Source organism: Paenibacillus sp. FSL R10-2748, assembly GCF_038005565.1.
GTDB classification, from domain to species: Bacteria; Bacillota; Bacilli; order Paenibacillales; family Paenibacillaceae; genus Paenibacillus; species Paenibacillus polymyxa_B.
Genome location: NZ_JBBOTK010000009.1, coordinates 169,933 through 188,568, shown reverse-complemented (window position 1 = coordinate 188,568; position 18,636 = coordinate 169,933). Strand labels below are relative to the sequence as shown.

General features: G+C 47.7%; 16 protein-coding genes. 4 read left to right on the top strand and 12 right to left on the bottom strand.

What is annotated here, in order from left to right; all coding sequences use genetic code 11:
- Positions 1-83: 83 nt before the first annotated feature.
- Both xylB and xylA read right to left on the bottom strand, forming a co-directional pair.
- On the bottom strand, positions 84-1,607 hold the full coding sequence (gene xylB, locus NSS66_RS22985; protein ID WP_340959856.1) for a xylulokinase: 1,524 nt from the start codon (positions 1,605-1,607) through the stop codon (positions 84-86).
- 48 nt (positions 1,608-1,655) lie between these two features.
- Complete coding sequence (xylA, locus tag NSS66_RS22980) at positions 1,656-2,972, bottom strand: xylose isomerase (RefSeq protein WP_013311966.1); 1,317 nt, start codon at positions 2,970-2,972, stop codon at positions 1,656-1,658.
- 133 nt (positions 2,973-3,105) lie between these two features.
- On the opposite strand from xylA, the gene NSS66_RS22975 reads away from it, so the two are divergent.
- Positions 3,106-4,278 carry an ROK family transcriptional regulator gene (locus tag NSS66_RS22975; RefSeq protein WP_076264987.1) on the top strand — a complete coding sequence of 391 codons (1,173 nt, stop codon included), beginning with the start codon at positions 3,106-3,108 and terminating at the stop codon, positions 4,276-4,278.
- Between the two features lie 71 nt (positions 4,279-4,349).
- Here NSS66_RS22975 and NSS66_RS22970 read toward each other — a convergent pair whose 3' ends face one another.
- The 5 genes from NSS66_RS22970 to trxB form a co-directional block, all read right to left on the bottom strand.
- Positions 4,350-5,807 (bottom strand): glycoside hydrolase family 1 protein, encoded by a 1,458-nt coding sequence (locus NSS66_RS22970; protein WP_071558242.1) that lies wholly within the window; start codon positions 5,805-5,807, stop codon positions 4,350-4,352.
- A 16-nt stretch (positions 5,808-5,823) separates the two neighbouring features.
- Entirely contained in the window at positions 5,824-6,660 is an 837-nt protein-coding gene (licT, locus tag NSS66_RS22965; RefSeq protein WP_028541828.1) for a BglG family transcription antiterminator LicT, read from the bottom strand.
- Positions 6,661-6,710: 50 nt separating this feature from the next.
- Positions 6,711-8,600 (bottom strand): beta-glucoside-specific PTS transporter subunit IIABC, encoded by a 1,890-nt coding sequence (locus NSS66_RS22960; protein ID WP_340959854.1) that lies wholly within the window; start codon positions 8,598-8,600, stop codon positions 6,711-6,713.
- 363 nt (positions 8,601-8,963) lie between these two features.
- Positions 8,964-9,194, bottom strand: a complete 231-nt coding sequence (locus NSS66_RS22955; RefSeq protein ID WP_007432162.1) for a glutaredoxin family protein — start codon at positions 9,192-9,194, stop codon at positions 8,964-8,966.
- Between the two features lie 58 nt (positions 9,195-9,252).
- The gene (trxB, locus tag NSS66_RS22950) at positions 9,253-10,194 is read right to left on the bottom strand and encodes a thioredoxin-disulfide reductase (protein ID WP_023990316.1); all 942 of its coding nucleotides are present in this window, start codon (positions 10,192-10,194) and stop codon (positions 9,253-9,255) included.
- Positions 10,195-10,475: 281 nt separating this feature from the next.
- Between trxB and NSS66_RS22945 the strand changes: the two genes are divergently transcribed.
- Entirely contained in the window at positions 10,476-11,207 is a 732-nt protein-coding gene (locus NSS66_RS22945; protein ID WP_053326102.1) for a ZIP family metal transporter, read from the top strand.
- 81 nt (positions 11,208-11,288) lie between these two features.
- Here the strand turns inward: NSS66_RS22945 and NSS66_RS22940 are convergent, their stop codons facing one another.
- Positions 11,289-11,750, bottom strand: coding sequence for a hypothetical protein (locus NSS66_RS22940; protein WP_340959853.1), 462 nt, complete (start codon positions 11,748-11,750; stop codon positions 11,289-11,291).
- A gap of 10 nt (positions 11,751-11,760) precedes the next feature.
- Positions 11,761-12,315: an NAD(P)H-dependent oxidoreductase gene (locus NSS66_RS22935; protein ID WP_076160729.1), complete on the bottom strand. Its 555-nt coding sequence runs from the start codon at positions 12,313-12,315 to the stop codon at positions 11,761-11,763.
- Positions 12,316-12,448: 133 nt separating this feature from the next.
- Here NSS66_RS22935 and NSS66_RS22930 point away from each other — a divergent pair, with 133 nt between their 5' ends.
- Together NSS66_RS22930 and NSS66_RS22925 are read left to right on the top strand one after the other, a co-directional pair.
- Entirely contained in the window at positions 12,449-13,084 is a 636-nt protein-coding gene (locus NSS66_RS22930; RefSeq protein WP_340959852.1) for an HlyD family efflux transporter periplasmic adaptor subunit, read from the top strand.
- Between the two features lie 9 nt (positions 13,085-13,093).
- Positions 13,094-14,617 carry a DHA2 family efflux MFS transporter permease subunit gene (locus NSS66_RS22925; protein WP_023990320.1) on the top strand — a complete coding sequence of 508 codons (1,524 nt, stop codon included), beginning with the start codon at positions 13,094-13,096 and terminating at the stop codon, positions 14,615-14,617.
- A 146-nt stretch (positions 14,618-14,763) separates the two neighbouring features.
- On the opposite strand, the gene NSS66_RS22920 is transcribed toward NSS66_RS22925, so the two are convergent.
- The 3 genes from NSS66_RS22920 to NSS66_RS22910 all read right to left on the bottom strand — a co-directional run bounded on the left by NSS66_RS22920 (position 14,764) and on the right by NSS66_RS22910 (position 18,626).
- The gene (locus NSS66_RS22920; protein ID WP_305728700.1) at positions 14,764-16,746 is read right to left on the bottom strand and encodes a heavy metal translocating P-type ATPase; all 1,983 of its coding nucleotides are present in this window, start codon (positions 16,744-16,746) and stop codon (positions 14,764-14,766) included.
- A gap of 73 nt (positions 16,747-16,819) precedes the next feature.
- Positions 16,820-17,017, bottom strand: coding sequence for a hypothetical protein (locus tag NSS66_RS22915; protein WP_053326107.1), 198 nt, complete (start codon positions 17,015-17,017; stop codon positions 16,820-16,822).
- Positions 17,018-17,174: 157 nt separating this feature from the next.
- Complete coding sequence (locus NSS66_RS22910) at positions 17,175-18,626, bottom strand: PEP-utilizing protein (RefSeq protein ID WP_053326108.1); 1,452 nt, start codon at positions 18,624-18,626, stop codon at positions 17,175-17,177.
- Positions 18,627-18,636: the final 10 nt, after the last annotated feature.

Below are 18,636 nucleotides of genomic sequence, written 5' to 3'. Positions count from 1 at the left end.
TCATCATCACATGAAAAAAAAGCGGCTCCGGGGGTTTCTTACACCCGAAGCCGCTTTTCATTTACGCTCAAAACTCACCGTATTCACCGATATACTGCCAAATGCTCACTTAGCTCTCGCGTATGCAGGTAAACTTCACGGTACAGTTCGTATAGGCCTTCATACCGTGCCACATGTTCCGGGTTTGGCGAATATCTCGCTGCTTCACGCAAAAAAGCTTCAGCACACGCTTGCAGAGATTCAAACCAGCCACTACCATAAGCAGCCAGCATGGCCGCCCCCAAGGCAGGTCCCTGCTCGCTTTCCAGCTTGATGATATCCGCATTAAAAATATCTGCCTGCATTTGCAGCCATGCCTCATTACGCGCACCGCCGCCGATGGAAATGACTTCGTTCACCGTTTTGCCCGTTCCTCTGAGAATATCAATGGATTCCTTGAGCGAAAACGTAATTCCCTCCAGTACCGCCCGTGTAAAATGCGCAAACTTATGCCCCGCATCCATCCCGATAAAGCTGCCTCGAATGGTTGCATCTGGATGAGGTGTACGTTCGCCGACGATATAAGGCGTGAACAGCAGCCCTTGGCTGCCCGGCTCAATAGAGTTCACATCTGCCAACAGTGCATCAAAAGAATGCCCTGGTGCAAAGGTATCCTTAAACCAGGTCAAGCTGTATCCGGCCGCGAGTGTAACCCCCATAATATAATAAGCATCCTGCTCACTATGATTAAAAAAATGCGCCCGCCCCTGCACATCAATATCCTTGCGTTCCTCATAAGAAAGTACAACCCCTGAGGTGCCGATGCTGCACAGGGTGCGGCCTTCGCTCAAAATGCCGGCGCCAATCGCGCCACATGCGTTGTCCGCACCACCTGCAAAGACCTTCGTTTCAGGCGAAAGCCCGCTCTGCTCCGCAATCTCCGGCAGTAGCGTACCCGTCTGATCAAAGGATTCCACCAGCGGCGGGAACAGCGACAACGGTAGGTCAAACGCGGCAGCAATCTCTTCGCTCCACTGCTTGTTCGCAATATCCAGCAGCAGCGTGCCCGCCGCATCCGAATACTCCGTCGCCAGCTCTCCTGTCAGACAGTAGCGCACATAATCCTTGGGCAGCATAAAATGTGCCGCACGGGCCAGCACGTCTGGCTCATGCTCCTGCACCCACAGCAGCTTGGGCAGCGTGAAGCCTTCCAGCGCGCGATTACGTGCGATGTTCAGCAGCTCCGATCCGAGCTTTTCTTCAATACGACGGCATTGTGCTGTTGTACGCGTGTCATTCCACAGAATAGCCGGACGAAGCACTTGGCCTTCCTTGTCAGTCAGCACAAGCCCATGCATCTGTCCCGAAAAGCTAATACCGTCTACGGCATGTGTGCCGCCGATTCCGGCCTTCTCCACAAGCTGTTTCAGTGATGCTAACGTGCCACTGACCCAGTCCTCAGGGTGCTGTTCGCTATACCCTGCCTTCGGCTGATGGAGCGGATAAGACTGAGAGGTTTCATAAGACACCTGCCCCTTGCGGTTAACCAGCACCGTTTTGACCGCGCTGGTACCCAAATCTACGCCGATGACATAGCGTTCCTGCTCCTGATTTAGCTTCTCCTGCATTGGAGTTCCTCCTTCCCTGTTATCGTACTACCCTTATAAGTTCTGGCATTAGTCAGCTAAAATGTATTGATTTAATGTTGCTTTCAGATATTCCTGACGACCGGATACGTTTTTGCGTGGTGTTTCGTTCGCCAAAGCATATTCAGCCAGAGAAGCAAGCGTTGCTTTTCCGGATACGATGTCTGCTCCAATACCTTCTTTAAAGCTGCTGTAGCGCTTCTCAATAAAGTCTTCAAACACACGATCTTCGATCAGTTTGGCGGCTACCTTCAGTCCCTTCGCATACGTATCCATACCTGCGATGTGCGCAAGGAACAAGTCTTCTGGCTCAAATGATGCTCTGCGCACCTTGGCATCAAAGTTGATACCGCCACGGCCCAAGCCTTCATTTTGCAGCACTTCATACATGGTCAGTGTGGCATCATACAGATCAACCGGGAATTCGTCCGTATCCCAGCCCAGCAGCAAATCTCCCTGATTTGCATCCAGTGATCCCAGCATGCCGTTAATCCGTGCTACACGTACTTCATGATCAAAAGTATGCCCCGCCAAAGTTGCATGATTAGCTTCCAGATTAAGCTTGAAATGCTGATCCAGATCATATTTTTGCAGGAAGGCAATCGTCGTCGCCGCATCAAAATCATACTGATGCTTAGTTGGCTCCTTCGGTTTTGGCTCAATCAGGAACTGAGCGTCAAAGCCAATTTCACGCGCATAGTCTACGGCCATATGGAACATACGTCCCAAATTGTCCTGCTCCAGCTTCAAATCCGTGTTCAGCAGTGTTTCGTAGCCTTCACGGCCTCCCCAGAAAACATAGTTATCCGCGCCCAGACGTTTGCCCACTTCCAACCCTTTTTTAATCTGAGCAGCTGCGTGTGCGTATACATCTGCATTGCAAGTCGAGGCAGCTCCATGCAAATAACGTGGATGGCTAAACATGTTCGCCGTATTCCACAGCAGTTTTTTCCCCGTAGCTTTCATATGTTCCTCAATCAGATCCACGATGGTATCCAGATTGCTGTAAAATTCCTTCAATGACGCGCCTTCTGGTGCAATATCCACATCGTGGAAAGCAAAATAAGGTAAATTCAGCTTATCCAGCAGCTCAAAGGCAGCTTCCACACGTGCCTTCGCCAAATCCAGCCCGGTAAACTTGGACCATGGACGTTCCGCTGTTTCTACACCAAAAGGATCAGAGCCGCCTGCAACCAGTGTATGCCAATAGGCCATGCTAAAACGCAAATGCTCCTCCATCGTTTTTCCCGCTACAATTTCCTGTGGATTATAAAATTTGAACGCAAAAGGATTGTCGGATTGCTTGCCCTCAAAGTTAATTTTAGATACCTGTTCGAAATAAGCCATTATAAGTTCCTCCTTTATAGTAAACGTTTACAAAAACGATTCTAGCACAGCTAAAAGACTTTGTCTATTGCTTAAACTAAGTTTATTTTTATGATATAATATCAGGAATTACACCAACAGGAAGTGAATTAACATGAATGTCACTGGCGATCAGGCGCTTGTCAAAAAGCTGAATAAATCCATTGTGCTGGAGCGTATTCGCCTTCATGCTCCGCTATCCCGGGCACAGTTATCCAGTCAAACTGGATTAAACAAGGCCACCGTTTCCAATCTGGTGGCAGAGCTCATCACCGATGGACTTGTGTATGAGACGGGATTAGGGGAATCCAGCGGCGGGCGTAAGCCTTTGATGCTACTGTTCAACAGCCGTGCAGGCTTTGTACTCGGTATTGAGGTCAGTGTACAGTACATCAAGGGCGCTCTGACCGATCTGGCAGGTACCATTGAAACCGAGCTTACCTTTTCCCTAACTCAGCATGACCCCGCCTTTGTTATGGAACAGATTCGAAAGCTCGTTCAGGAGCTCATGCAGGTCACTCCTCCCTCCCCTCATGGTATCGTCGGCATTGGGCTGGGGGTACCGGGTATGGTGGATGAAACCGGAACCGTTTTGTTCGCACCCAATCTGGGCTGGGAAGAGGTTCCGCTGCGGCGGCAGCTTGAGGCCGAGCTAGGTCTGCCCGTCGTAGTGGATAACGAAGCCAACGTCGGCGCACAGGGCGAGTTGTACTATGGTATGGACGGTGATCACCGACAGCTGGTGCGGGATCTGGTCTACATCAGTGCAGGGTCCGGGATCGGGGCCGGGATTATCATTGACGGCAAGCCGTATCAAGGAGCTTGGGGGTACGCCGGAGAGACGGGTCATATGACCATTGATTGGAACGGACGGCTCTGCTCTTGCGGTAGTCGCGGCTGCTGGGAGCTGTATGCTTCGGAGAAGGCGTACGCAGCATCCACATTGAAACTGCCTGCACATAATACAGCGGAATTACTGCCGTTTGCTCAGCAAGGTGAAGCGAGTACATTAAGCGTCCTTAGTGATATTGGGCGATATTTGGGTGTGGGTATTACCAACATTGTGAACAGCCTCAACCCCGGAATGCTTATCATCGGCGGTCCACTGGCGGAAGCCAGACCTTGGTTGGAGCAAAGTATGCGTGAAGTGATTGACGAACGTGCCCTGCCCTATCACCGTCGGCAACTACAGATTCGTTTCTCCACGCTTGGCAGCCGTTCGACGATGCTAGGTGCCGCCTATGCAGCAACAGCTCCTTTTCTCGGGCGTGTACGCGTATCTTTATAAGAAAAAAAGCGTACGGGAACACTCAAGTTCCTGTACGCCCACTTTTCTCGAGATTTTGCAAAATCCTCTTCTTACAACCCGTTATTGGAGATAACATCCTTATACCAGTAGAAGCTCTTTTTTCGTTTTCTTTCTAGTGTCCCGTTACCGTCATTGTCTTTGTCCACATATATAAATCCGTATCTTTTTTCCATTTCAGATGAGGAATAACTGACCAAGTCGATCGCTCCCCAGCTGGTGTAACCCATGAGTTCAACCCCGTCTAGAATCGCTTCATGCATTTGTTCAAAATGTGCACGGAAGTAATCAATACGGTAATCATCCTGAATACTACCATCTTCCTCTACCTTGTCATATGCTCCCAAACCATTTTCTACAATGAACAATGGTACTTCATAGCGGCTGTACAACTCACTCAGAGAAAGTCTCAAGCCGACCGGGTCAACCTGCCAGCCCCAATCACTCGTTTCCAGATAAGGATTTTTAACGCCGCCAATCGTATTCCCACTGACTTTTTCCATGCCTTCACTATCCGCACTAGCAACCAACGACATATAGTAACTAAAGGAAATGAAATCCACCGGATGCGTCTTCAAAATTTCATCGTCACCCTCGAGCTTTTCAATCACGATTTCCTTTTCACGGAAGAAGCGTTTCATATAATGGGGATACGCTCCGCGAACCTGTACATCCGTGAAAAAATAGTTGAACTGATTATCTTTAAACGCTGCCAGAATATCTTGCGGATTACAGGTGTGCGGATACGTCGTTAGCCGGGTTAACATACAGCCGATTTTAGAATCTGGAATGATTTCGTGACAGTATTTTACGGCCAGAGCACTAGCTATAAATTGATGATGCAGACCCTGATAAACCGCTAGCTCTACATTTTCAAAGCGCTCCGGTAAAATACCACCGCTCGTAAACGGATGGCGCACGATACTATCTATTTCATTAAAAGTGATCCAGTGCTTTACTTTATTTTGGTATCTTTTAAATACAGTCTTACAAAAATGGATAAAGAAATCTACAACTTTCCGTTGGGTCCAGCCCCCGTAATGGTTTACAAGATACATCGGCATTTCGTAATGGGACAGGGTGACAAGTGGCTCTATCCCGTTTTTATGCATTTCATCAAACAGCCGATCATAAAATTGCAGTCCAGCCTCGTTGGGCTTGTCCTCATCTCCGTTGGGGAAAATACGCGTCCAAGCAATAGAAACTCGCAACGTTTTAAATCCCATTTCACCAAACAATGCTAAATCTTCGGGATAGCGGTGATAAAAATCAATTCCCTGACGTTTGGGATAATCATGATCTGACGTGTCCTGCATCGCCTTTTGGATATGCTCCTCAGTCATTGAATTGTGCTTTTTATAATCAGCTTTGCTCACATTCTTTTTGTAAATAGCCATATCTGCTGTAGATATCCCTTTACCATCGACATTCCAGGCGCCCTCTACCTGATTTGCGGCTATCGCTCCTCCCCATAAAAAGCCTTTCGGAAATGTTCTTTTTATTTCTGTCATCTCTAGCTCCTCCTCTTTAATTTCTGCTTATGACTCGTTTTAAGTGAATGATCAGATACATGAGTTCTTCATCCGGGATCAAAAGTTCGAATTTGGCTTCAATATATTGTTGAATCGATAATGCACACTTCTCTTCTTCAGGATACTTGTTCACAATTTGGCTCATTAATTCTGGATCTTGAGAATCTAACATTTTATGCTCAAGTAATCTCTGAACAAAAAATTGAAGGTGCGTTAGAAAACGCGAATAGTTGATGCTGTGGGTATCCAGTTCGATTTGGTAATGCAGTTTAATGATGTTCAAAATGTCTTTGACCGTATTGGTCATCAATAAAACCTGGTTCATATTGTTATCGGTTTGTTGAGCATTAACCAAATGAAAGGCGATATTCGCCGCTTCCTCTTCAGGCAGTTCTAGACCGATACGCTTTTCAATCAAGGAGAGCGCATACAAGCCAATACCGAACTCTTCCGGATAAAACTTTTTGACCTCCCACAGCATCCGATTCTGAATCTTCATATTTTCTTTAAATCGTTTGGTTGCCATATACAGATGGTCTGTCAGGGATACATATAAATGCTCGTTCAAGTGACTGGATAGTGTATTTTTGGCATAAGATATGATTTCGTCTGCCAGAATCAAATACTCTTTGGGTGTTTCCTTCATTAGCGCCGTCAGATCAGAAGACATGCTTTCATTTTCAAGAACATATATCTTTTCAATCTCGTTCTCATCGACGAAGTCACCAGGTTTGCTTTTAAAGCCGATCCCTTTCCCCATCACGATAATTTCTTTGTGATCCTCACGTTTGGCAAGAACAATACTCGTATTGAGAACTTTAATTACTTTCATATCCAGCGACATCTCACTTTCCAGGCTTGATTCCCCCAACAAACACACTGTTAAAGTACAGTAATTAGAGGCTTCTCCGGCCCTGTCTTTTCTGAACTTTCATGACCCATGATTTCCAGATAGTCCGCCGTGTTGGTCACAATAATCGGAGTTATCGTATCATACCCCGCCCTTTGTATGGCTTCAAGTTCAAATTCAATCAGAAGCTGCCCATGCTTAATTTCGTCCCCTTCCTGTACATGCACAGTAAAATGCTGGCCTTTCAGCTTAACGGTATCCAAACCGATGTGAATGAGCAGTTCTACGCCTTCAACTGATTTTAAGGCTATGGAATGCTTGGTGCGGAATACATTTGCTACGATGCCGTCAAAAGGTGCGACCACTTTTCCGCTACTTGGTTGAATAGCCATCCCTTTACCCATTGCTTCCTGAGAGAATGCTTCATCTTTGACCTGCTGTAAGGGAATTACGGTGCCCTCCATAGGTGCGAAAATAACGGTTTTAGATTTGAAGCTTTTACTTATACTTTGTGCTTTAGCAGGCTCGGGACGAGCTTCTTTTTTAGCCGGTTCGGTAACCGTATCTTGAAAGCCGATCATATAAACTGCAATAAACGTCACAATGATCGAAATGGCCATCGTAATAAGCGCATATACCAGGTTAGAGTGATCTTCACTGATAAACATCGGCAGTGATGCAAAACCTGGACCCACAGCTGCATAAGCTTTTAAATTCATAAGACCTGCAAACAATCCGGCAACCCCGGCTCCAATCATACAGGCGAACAGTGTTTTTTTCAGGCGTAAATGTACGCCATACAAAGCGGGTTCCGTAATGCCGAATACCCCTGAAATACCTGCGGACAAAGCAATTTGTTTGAACTTGGGATCTTTCGTTTTCAGCGCGACGGCAAATGCACCCGCGCCTTGGGCCATATTGGAAGCCAACATGGCAACCAGTACCAATGTTTCATATCCTGGTGAAGCCAGCGCAGCAAAAATAATAGGATAGAATACTTTGTGCATGCCGAACATGACGATTAGCGGCATCACGATAGACATCAATACGACTGTAAGCCAGCCGATTCGTTCCTGAATCCAGAATACACCGTTGGACATACCTAAGCCCAAATACGTACCTAGAGGTCCTAAGGCAATGAGAGAAACAGGTGCAACAATCAGAATGACGATTAATGGTTTTAGAAATATTTTCACAGGTCCGGGAGAGATTTTATCAGCAAATTTCTCAATATATGACATGAGCCATATGGTCAAAATAATAGGAATAACGGAGGTAGCGTATTGTACCGATGCTACGGGCAGGCCCGCAAATGTGACAGCTTTCTCACCTCCTAGCAAACTGATTAAGTTCGGATGAAGTAGCACACCCCCTAGGAGTACGGATACGAATGGATTAGTCTTGAATTTCTGCGCGCTGGAGAAAGCCAGCAGCATAGGCAGAAAATAAAATGCCGCATCCGAGATTACACTTAGGATCATATACGTTTGGCTTTCTTTGCTCATGATTCCGGTTACTGTGCATAGCAAGAGCAGTGCTTTTAACATCCCTGATGCAGCAATGGCCGGAATAATGGGCTGGAAAATACCTGCAATCATGCTCGCAAAACTATTGAACAATCCCTTAAAGCTTCGATCCATCTTCACTTTTTCGGCTTCATCGGAAGACGATTGATTCGGGTCCAGCAATTTGACTAGCTCATTGTAGACATAGCCTACATCATTTCCTATAATGACCTGATATTGTCCACCGCTATTCACGGCTCCCATAACTCCGTCCAAAGCTTTAATTTCATCTGTTTGTGCCAATTCCGGCTTACGAAGCGTCATCCGTAATCGAGTAGAGCAATGAATAACACTGTTAATATTATCGTTCCCGCCCACTTTGTTAAAAATGGCTTGTGCGATATCTTTGTAATTCATGAGTTACACCTACCTTCTTAAAATAAGGAACAAAAAAAGACCTAAAAAGGGTAGGGAAAAATATCCTACCCAATCTAGGTCTTGCCTGCCGAACAGTAACACGCCTTTATTGGATATTGTGCTATTTAGTTAATTAGAAGTCATAATTAATGGTGCATTGATGAATTGTTACATAGAAGCAACCCGGGTTTTAAGCGCTTACAATTAAAATATAGCACCGATTATCTACAGATGCAATACTTTTCGACAAAATTCTCTCTTTGTAAAAAGAAGTAAAAAGACCTCCATCGCAGCATGTAACTGCAATGAGGGTCTTATTAAACCATATAACGATCATAGGACCGTCATCTGCTGTTGGTTGGATTAAGCGTTCAGCACTTTTTCAAACTTGGTTTTGTTCATACCGGAAATACGTTCTTCCCCGATCAAAGTCAATGGAACGGCACGAATGCCCATATCCCAAACCTCTTGAGCAAAAGCTTCATTGGTTTCAATGTTGCGTTCTTCGTACTCCACGCCTTTTTCACTCAAATAGCTTTTTACTTGACGGCAATGCGGGCAGTTTGTAGATGTGTATACAATTGCTTTTTCCATGAATATCACCTCATCATTTATTTTGTTACATCATATTTATTCAACCTTGCGAAGATCATTACAGGGCCAGTGCGCTGTGCTCCAAGCTTTCGATGTATTTCTCGCTGTCCATAGCAGCCATGCAGCCACTACCTGCTGCGGTAATTGCTTGTCTGTAGCGTGTATCCTGTACGTCGCCACAAGCGAATACGCCTGGCACGTTTGTTTCGGAAGTCCCCGGATTTACGACGATATAACCGTTCGCATCCGTTGTAATTTGCCCCTCGAGGAAGCCTGTATTCGGATGGTGACCAATCGCCACGAATACGCCGCTAACTGTAATGATCTCCTCTTCGCCTGTTGCATTATTCAGCACTTTCAAGCCAGTGACTCCGTTCTCGTCAGCGATCACTTCTACAGGAGTACGATTAAGCGCCCATTCAATTTTGTTGTTCGCACGAGCACGATCCTGCATAATTTTGGAGGCGCGCATTTCTTCACGACGATGCACCAACGTTACTTTGGAAGCAAAACGAGTCAGGAAATTGGCTTCCTCCAATGCAGAGTCTCCACCGCCGATGACAACAATTTCTTTGCCACGGAAAAAGAAGCCGTCGCATGTTGCGCAAGTGCTTACGCCACGTCCGATATTATCCTGTTCACCGGGAATACCCAGATATTTGGCAGTCGCCCCTGTGGAAATAATCAGTGTGTCGGTAACCAGTTCACCCAACCCTTCTACATCCAGTGTAAATGGACGAGCAGTTGTGTCTACCTTGTTTACCCAACCTGTGCGGAATTCAGCGCCAAAACGCTCTGCTTGCTTACGCATATTATCCATCAAATCGGGCCCCATGATTCCTTCAGGAAAACCTGGGAAATTTTCGACTTCCGTAGTCGTGGTTAATTGTCCGCCTGGCTGTGGTCCTTCGATCACCAGTGGGCTCATGTTAGCGCGTGCCAGATAAATTGCAGCGGTCAAACCGGCAGGGCCGGTACCTATAATAATGGACTTGTACATATCTTGGTTCCTCCTAAAATATCATAAGTATTATATAACGAGTTTTCGGTACCGGGCGCTGGGCAGCTGCATATACTCTAAAAGTAATTCCACCAGAAGCTTATCCCAAAATGTGGACACCCGGATATTGCAAAAACGAATCACTTGTTTTGTAGGTTCTTATGACTTAGACTGATTCTAAATCCTAATTTCATTATGCGGAAATAGCTGTAAACAGTCAAATGAAGTTTTCATGAAGCGAAGCTTAAAGATAAATCAGGTATGGAGGGATTATCCCGATTATGAATGACGTTTTTGTAGGTAGCTTTATTTCTGCCCTGTCCACTGGACTCGGCGCCGTGCCCATACTATTTATGCGTAATATCACGCATCGGCTTCGCGATGTTTTGTTGGCTTATGCCGCAGGAATTATGACCTCTGCATCCGTGTATAACCTCATTCCCGAAGCGATCGAGCATTCCAATTGGTTCGTGCTGACTGCGGGAATCCTGCTCGGCTGTCTCGTATTACTGGTGATGGAAATGTACATTCCCCATGCGGATTTGGAGGACCCGGACTCCAAGACCTTTCATCTGGAGTCCAAATCTTTTCTCATTATCGCAGCTATTACATTGCACAATTTGCCAGAAGGGCTTTCCGTTGGAGTCAGCTATGCAAGTGAGACTCACAATCTCGGCAATCTGATCGCCTTCTCTATCGGCCTGCAAAATGCCCCGGAAGGCTTTATCGTAGCATTATTCCTTGTGAATCAAAACATTGGCCGTTTCAAGGCATTGGGCATTGCTACCCTCACCGGAGCCGTGGAAATCATAACGAGTCTAATCGGGTTTTATTTGAGTAGCTGGGTGAACGGACTGGTACCTTACGGGCTTGCTTTTGCCGCCGGAGCCATGATGTTTATCGTCTACAAGGAACTGATTCCCGAGAGTCACGGGGATGGCAACCAGCGGATCGCCACATTCTCTTTTATTCTCGGCTTGATTACAATGATTGGGCTAACCGAATGGCTATAGCCGAGCAACACAAAAAAGCTGCCTTCTGCCTGTAATCCAGACAGATAAGCAGCCTTTTTGGTATGTTCACATAGAGATACCTCATTTTTTTTGGTTCATGGAGCGCAGTGCTTCACGGTACTGCTCATCCTCACTTTTGTGAGTCTCCTTCTCTCCATTAGATATTTGGGAACGTCCATCCTTTTCTTCGTCTTTTCCAGCAAAACCACGTAAAGCCGCACGATAATCCTGATCTCCGTAAGCATCTTTGATGTTCTCGCGATCCTTTTCTACCTTCTTATCCGTTTGGATATCAGGCACCTTATGTTGTTCCTGCGCATGATGTTCTTCGACGTCGAGATTTTTATGCTGCATCTCTCGCGTATGATCTGTCAATTCACGCACCTCGGGTTCCACCTGCACAGGATAAGGACGTTTGCTTCTTTGCCGTGTATCCTCTTCGGTGGGGTGAGTCTTGGGAGAAGACTTGCGTGTCATCTTCGTATTAAATACCAGCAAAAAAATAAAGGCAACCGCAGCTACTACGATAAAAGCAATGGTCATCGGCGGCCTCCTATTCTCTTTCAGCGCTACGGTACCGTCCCGCTATCTCAGCGACCCGTTTGCCCAAAGAGCGACCTAGTGCAAGATCATCACCCGTTGGAAGATTAGGCGGTCCATTGGGGTCTGTCTCCACCGGACATGTTATCCCTACGCCGTAATAGGAGCCGTATAACGCATTTTCCGTAATATTAGCTGGCAGTCCTACAACAATCATGCCTTGATGAAGCATCGGAGTAATCAAATTCAGAAGTGTGGATTCTAATCCACCATGAACGGTAGCGGTTGTGCAAAACACAGCGCCGATTTTATCCACCAGCTTGCCCTGTGCCCACAGATACCCCAGCTTATCAATCCAGATTTTCAGACCGCTACTAATGGTACCAAAATGGCCCGGGCAACCCCATATGATCGCGTCCACACTCACTAGCTCATTCACATCGGCCTCGTTCACATGCTTTAGCAACACTTCCGTGTGCTCAAGGCGCGCGCCTTCTGCGATGGAGCGAGCGAGACGTTCGGTATGCCCATTTTCACTGTCATATACAATCATGATTCTGGTCGTCATTATGCGCATCATCCTTTGTCAGCAAAATCATCCTTTTCGCATGCGCTCTTAACCTTGCCCAAAATCCATCTGAATATTATGAATCGTTTGACGCATACTTTGAAAATCCAAGAACTAGGGAGGCATGTTACACATGAATTCACGCGCCATATTAGTCAACCTGCTAGTTATTATCATTATTCTGGCAGGAGGTGGAGCCGCCGCCTATTACTATAATCAATCCGCCAACTACATAAAAACCGATAATGCCCAAGTGAGCGGACAAGGGGTTACCGTTGCCTCTCCAAGCGCGGGCAAGCTCACAGGCTGGAATGCTGAAGTTGGTAAAACCTACACCGCTGGAAGCACGCTTGGGAATATAGAAGGAGGCGGAAGCCGAATTACCGTTACGATTCCAACCGATGGTACCATCGTGCAGCAATCTGCGGTCAATAACTCGATTGTTGGGGCAGGCACGCCTTTAGCGAAGGCTTTTGATCTAAACAATTTATGGATTACCGCCAATATAGACGAAACGGCTGTACAGGATCTTCAAGTAGGACAGACCGTAGATGTATATATTGATGCTTACCCGGATACGTCCCTGAGCGGTAAACTCGAAAAGATCGGTCTGGCGACCGCATCAACTTTTTCACTACTGCCCACTTCTAACACCACTGCCAACTATACCAAGGTGACACAGGTCGTGCCTGTCAACATTTCCATTCAAGGTTATAAAGGGCTGGGTATTATCCCGGGAATGAGTGCGACCATCAGAGTTCACAAGTAGGAGGCTGTCATGGATCAAAAAATGTCCGTCGGACGTATTCTGTCCGTGCTGCTGCTAGGCGCCTTCATTTCTATTTTGAATCAAACGCTGCTTAACGTAGCCATTCCACACTTGATGAATGATTTCAATGTATCTGCAACGACCGTTCAATGGCTATCCACCGGATATATGCTAACCAACGGGATTTTGATTCCAATCACCGCTTTTCTGATTGAGTCATTCGGAACACGTGCGCTGTTCATATCCGCGATGGGGTTATTTACTGCCGGGTCTGTCGTCTGTGCTGCCAGTACCGGCTTTGCGCCTATGCTGGTTGGACGCGTTATCCAGGCCAGCGGAGCGGGCATCATCATGCCTGTGGTCATGAACGTGTTCCTGACTGTGTTTCCTCCGGAAAAACGGGGCGCTGCCATGGGTACCATGGGGATCGCCATGATGTTTGCCCCGGCGATTGGACCGACTTTATCTGGCTGGATTGTGGAGCATTACAGCTGGCGGCTGCTATTTTTGCTGGTTATTCCGCTGGCGATCATTGATATTCTGTTCGCCATACGCTGGCTCAAAAATGTATCCAAGCTAACAAAACCGAACTTTGACCTGTTGGGAACCATCTTTTCCACCCTTGGTTTTGGCTTTCTGCTGTATGGCTTTAGTTCAGCTGGAGACAAAGGCTGGAGTAGCAATACGGTAATACTTACACTCGCTGCCGGGATTGTGTTTATTGTAATGTTTATCGTACGTGAGCTGAACATGATACAACCGATGCTGGAGTTCCGTGTGTTTAAATATGATATTTTCACTGTATCGACCTTAGTCGGTGCTACCGTCAACATGACAATGTTCGGCGGGATGCTGCTGCTGCCGATCTATTTGCAAAATATACGCGGCTTTACACCGCTGCAATCCGGTCTGCTGCTGTTGCCGGGTGCACTGCTGATGGGTGTGATGTCACCGATATCAGGGGCAGTATTTGACCGTATCGGCGCGAGGCCGTTGGCGATCATTGGACTGATCATTACGGCAGTCACGACATGGGAATTCAGTCTGCTGACCGATGCCACCACCTACGGACATATTATGATCATCTATACGATTCGCAGCTTCGGAATGTCATTGCTGATGATGTCCGTCCAGACGGAAGGGCTAAACCAGCTACCTGCCCATCTCGGTAGCCACGGTACAGCCATGTCCAACACAGTACGGCAAATCGCTGGGTCTATCGGTACCGCTTGGCTCATTACTGTAATGAGCAGCCGGACCACGATTCATGTAGCGGATTATGCGAATGTCGCTACCACCGCCAATGTTCCTTTAACCGAAGGAGTAGCACAGTTGGGACAAACCCTCGCGCAAACGGCGGGTGTTTCAACAGAAAGTGGTTCAGCATTGGCGCTACAACAGGTGTACCGAAGTGCCGTTACGGAATCGACGATCCATGGCATTAATGATGCCTTCATCATTGCTACAGGGATTGCACTTGCAGGGCTATTGTTTTCCCTGTTCTTGCGACGGTCTACACCGCGACGAAGATAGACGTACAGCGTTAGCGAACTAGAGGTATGAGATGAACTTGCCTTTCAGACAGATAGGCTGGCACTGCAAAAGAAGGAGCATTCATCCCCCTGGATTTTAAGAGGTATGAATGCTCCTTCCTGTTTGTCATCTTGTAATTATTAGTCCTATGACCGCAATAAGCGCAGGCCATTCAAAATGACAAGTAATGTGCTGCCTTCATGCCCAATAACCCCAAATGGCAGGGCTATATCTTGCACAAAGTTGCTGATCACAAGCAGCAAAATAACACTTACCGCGAAGATCATATTTTGTTTGACCACCCGCTGCGCCTTGCGCGCCAGTGCTATCGTCGGAGCAATCTCCTCGATTCCATCGTTCATCAGTACCACGTCAGCGACCTCTAGCGCTGCTCCGCTGCCATGCATCCCCATGCCTAGTCCTACGGTTGCCGCAGTCAACGCTGGAGCGTCATTCACACCGTCGCCGACCATGACGACATGCCCGTACTGCTCCCGCAGCATGCGAATATGGCTGACTTTGTCCTCCGGCATTAAGCCAGCATATACGGCGTCGACTCCGGCCTGCTCCGCGATCACAGCAGCCGTTTCTGGGCGGTCTCCGGTCAGCATGACGACCCAGATCCCCTGCGCTTGCAGGCGTTTCACGGACTCTTGGGCCTGCGGACGCAGCTCGTCGCGTAGTGCCAGCATCCCGGCAATCCGATCATCCGCGAGGATAATGGATACGGTTTTGCCCTCAGCTTCCAGCCGGGCCCGACTCTCCATCCACTGTGGCTCTGCCAGAGGACTAGGTCCATCCAGTACATTTGTACGACCGATTTTCCACTTCACCCCGCCTATGATGCCTTCCATCCCCCATCCGGTGAGTGCCTGCACTTGCTCGGTTGGGAGCAGCTCTCTCTGTCCCCATTCAGCTTCGGCTTTGGCTACAATCGCTCGCGCCAGCGGATGCAAAGAATAACTTTCGATTGTAGCGACAATGTGCAATAGCTCATCGGCATCGTATTCTGCGGCGGTAATCCAATCCGTGACGACAGGTGACCCCATCGTTAACGTGCCTGTTTTGTCAAAAGCAACAACAGAAGTCAATGCCATATTCTCCACATGTGCGCCACCTTTGAACAGGATGCCCCGCCGGGCACGGTTGGAAATGGCCGATAGCATCACTGGCATAATGGATGACACGAGCGCACAGGGTGAGGCCACGACGAGGAACACCATAGCCTTGTAGAACGCTGCTGCCCACGTCCAGCCTAATGCTATGGGTGCACCGGCAATGACGATCAGCGTGACAGCAACAACAATTCGAGCGTACACCGATTCGAACGTTTTAATAAACCGCTGGGAATCAGGAACTTCGGTCTGAGCCTCTTCCACCATACGAATGATTTTTGAAAATAAAGTGTCCTCCGAGGACTGACTAACCTCTACATATAGCACGCCTTCTCCATTAATGGTGCCGGCATATACTTCGTCACCTTCCACCTTATTTACCGGAACAGATTCACCGGTAATAGATGCCTGATTCACTGCCGAAACGCCCTTGGAGATTCGCCCGTCCGCCGGAATCAGTTCGCCCGGCTTCACCAGCAGCAGGTCGCCTGGCAACAGCTGCTCAATGCCGACCGTTTCCGTCCCCTCGCGAGACAAGCGCAAAGCCGTTTCCGGCTTCAACGCCATGAGCTCAGAAATATCCTTACTACTACGCTCGGTGGTATAGCTCTCCAGCGCACCGCTGAGTGCAAAAATAAAGATCAGCATGGCTCCTTCATTCCAATAGCCAATGGCCGCAGCTCCTAGGGAGGCAGCGATCATGAGCAGATTAACATCCAGATCATGTTCTCGGATCAGTGTTTCGATCCCTTCTCTGGCTTTGGACCAGCCCCCAAGGGCGTAAGACACCACATACAGAATGACCGATAGCCATTGCCACCAATGTGAAATCCCCCATGCCATTAGCATCAGCAATCCACTACCTAGAGCAGCTTGCATCTCCTTGTTTTTCAGCATGCTTTTAAGCTGAAATTGCGGCTTGCGATTCGGACCGGGTCGTCCGCTGCCACTGTTTTTTGAAAGGGTTCGGTTAGAGGAAGACAATGTATCTTGTAATCGTTGAGCAGCTTGCATCATGTCACGTTCCTTTCATATTTTGTTCCTTGTACTAGCATCTCATTGAGAATGATATCCATTGTTAAGTGCCCTAAAATAGCACATGCTGCTTCGGGAAGCCCGAAGCAGCATGTTTGGCAATGAGAATGATAATCATTTTTGCATCTATACAATTATTTTGGTTTAGTGAAACTTTTGTTTTATTATATACCTTTTCTTTTCCACTTGTAAACCAGTAATAGCCTAAATAAAAAAAGATACCCGCGCAAACACCGCAGGTATCCTCCATATTTAAAGTATCCTATTCAGGATTTGCAAAATTCGATTCCAGTCGCTCCAAAGTGCAATATATAGACGAACTAGACCATTTCGATCTATATATTGTTCATTGAAAGTCGCTTATTGGATTTTTGCAAAATCCTCTATTACATGAATTCGGGTTATCTTCAGGCTAAAGGAAACTTCCACGCATGGTTGTGTGCAGTTCCTGAAGTGTGCTGACGATCTGCGGGCTGTTGCAGTTCCAAACGCGCAGCCGCAAGGCGTGCAGCGGGAACTGCTGTGTCCGGGCAAATGACCCCCGTCAGCTCATTCTCCCAGATCGAAATCCCTTCCAGAGACTGGTTAATTTCATCTATTGCTACCCACAAAGGAAGCTCGGGCTTTACACGCCGAACAGCCTCCATTATGCATTTTATCGTATCACTAGTATTCACATGACCATCGACACCGGATGGAATCAACTGATTCTCAGCCCTAATGTCATCGGATGGAGTTGGTATGACTTCTAAAATGACCGTATCGGCAAAACGTGCCAGATCTGCAGCTTGAGCCACCTGCTTGATCTGTCGCGCGCCCACTTCGGACATGTTATTGGGGTTGGCTGACTCCCCCGACCGTGCGGCTGGCCTGTTCCCTGTTTGGCTTACGTTAGGCACCAAAGACGGATCAACTGTCAAAAGTACGCCTACCCGATATGGAATGCACCGAAGACGTCCGCATAAGGTCTGCTCCGCAACGCCGTCAATCCAGTCTCGGGTTGCCCGGAATTCGTCCACGTCAGCCGGATTGCGCACCATAATCTCCAGCTTGGGTTCTCCCCCCTGCCGCACGCTCCGTAACGCCGCACGCAGTAATGCCTCCAGCTGCATATCTTGCAGGCTTCCAAGACCCACTGCATTGTTCTGCTCAATTAGGGCTATAGTGAGTGGTGATCCGTTCAAAGACTCGAATAAGCCTTCATATTCTGTTTCCAGCAAACTGATAATTCGGCGGGACAAATGCTCACACAATCCAGGCAGGCCAGATGCCTGGTTAAAGGTTTTGTACGTGTCAGATGCACGAGAACCGGGAATAAGGATGGGATCGGGCTCCCCGTCAGGGGCATGAATCATCTGTCCAGACTCAGCTACGTCCAGATAGGCATAGCATAATTCCCCCACGCGGCCAGATGCCTGTGACAAGGGACCATGCAGAAGACTATAACCGTCAAAACTGCCTATTTCTGATGCTGTCTCTGTACTGATGCGACTCAAACTTGCAGGAGCATCGGCATAAATCCGTATGGAGGTACGCCTGTATTCATCGCTCCATTTTAGGAGTGTGCCCATTGCTTGCCCAATATCGTTGCTGTTATTCAGCATCGTTTCCCCAAGTAATTCCGGATTCGCAGCCATCAAAGCCTCCGCTCGACTGATTACGCCCTGCTCAGCTAAACCAACCAGCCAGCCCAACGGATCTTCCTCCTGCGTAGCAGATACTTCATGGCTGCCTGCCCTTAGCGTCTCCATAGCCAACCTCTGTGCAGCAGCCTCCGTACCCGACTCTGGAACTTTGAGATCCCGGCTGTTTTTACCACCCAACAGCTCTGCGAATACATGCATCAGTTTAGCCTCCATGCTATTAATC

Coding starts and splice junctions, on each gene's coding strand:
- NSS66_RS22975 (WP_076264987.1), top strand. CDS start 3,106: ATGAATGTCACTGGCGATCAGGCGCTTGTCAAAAAGCTGAATAAATCC.
- NSS66_RS22930 (WP_340959852.1), top strand. CDS start 12,449: ATGAATTCACGCGCCATATTAGTCAACCTGCTAGTTATTATCATTATT.
- NSS66_RS22970 (WP_071558242.1), bottom strand. CDS start 5,807: ATGACAGAAATAAAAAGAACATTTCCGAAAGGCTTTTTATGGGGAGGA.
- licT (WP_028541828.1), bottom strand. CDS start 6,660: ATGAAAGTAATTAAAGTTCTCAATACGAGTATTGTTCTTGCCAAACGT.
- NSS66_RS22960 (WP_340959854.1), bottom strand. CDS start 8,600: ATGAATTACAAAGATATCGCACAAGCCATTTTTAACAAAGTGGGCGGG.
- NSS66_RS22955 (WP_007432162.1), bottom strand. CDS start 9,194: ATGGAAAAAGCAATTGTATACACATCTACAAACTGCCCGCATTGCCGT.
- NSS66_RS22925 (WP_023990320.1), top strand. CDS start 13,094: ATGGATCAAAAAATGTCCGTCGGACGTATTCTGTCCGTGCTGCTGCTA.
- NSS66_RS22945 (WP_053326102.1), top strand. CDS start 10,476: ATGAATGACGTTTTTGTAGGTAGCTTTATTTCTGCCCTGTCCACTGGA.
- NSS66_RS22920 (WP_305728700.1), bottom strand. CDS start 16,746: ATGCAAGCTGCTCAACGATTACAAGATACATTGTCTTCCTCTAACCGA.
- NSS66_RS22915 (WP_053326107.1), bottom strand. CDS start 17,017: ATGGAGGATACCTGCGGTGTTTGCGCGGGTATCTTTTTTTATTTAGGC.
- trxB (WP_023990316.1), bottom strand. CDS start 10,194: ATGTACAAGTCCATTATTATAGGTACCGGCCCTGCCGGTTTGACCGCT.
- xylA (WP_013311966.1), bottom strand. CDS start 2,972: ATGGCTTATTTCGAACAGGTATCTAAAATTAACTTTGAGGGCAAGCAA.
- xylB (WP_340959856.1), bottom strand. CDS start 1,607: ATGCAGGAGAAGCTAAATCAGGAGCAGGAACGCTATGTCATCGGCGTA.
- NSS66_RS22935 (WP_076160729.1), bottom strand. CDS start 12,315: ATGACGACCAGAATCATGATTGTATATGACAGTGAAAATGGGCATACC.
- NSS66_RS22940 (WP_340959853.1), bottom strand. CDS start 11,750: ATGACCATTGCTTTTATCGTAGTAGCTGCGGTTGCCTTTATTTTTTTG.
- NSS66_RS22910 (WP_053326108.1), bottom strand. CDS start 18,626: ATGGAGGCTAAACTGATGCATGTATTCGCAGAGCTGTTGGGTGGTAAA.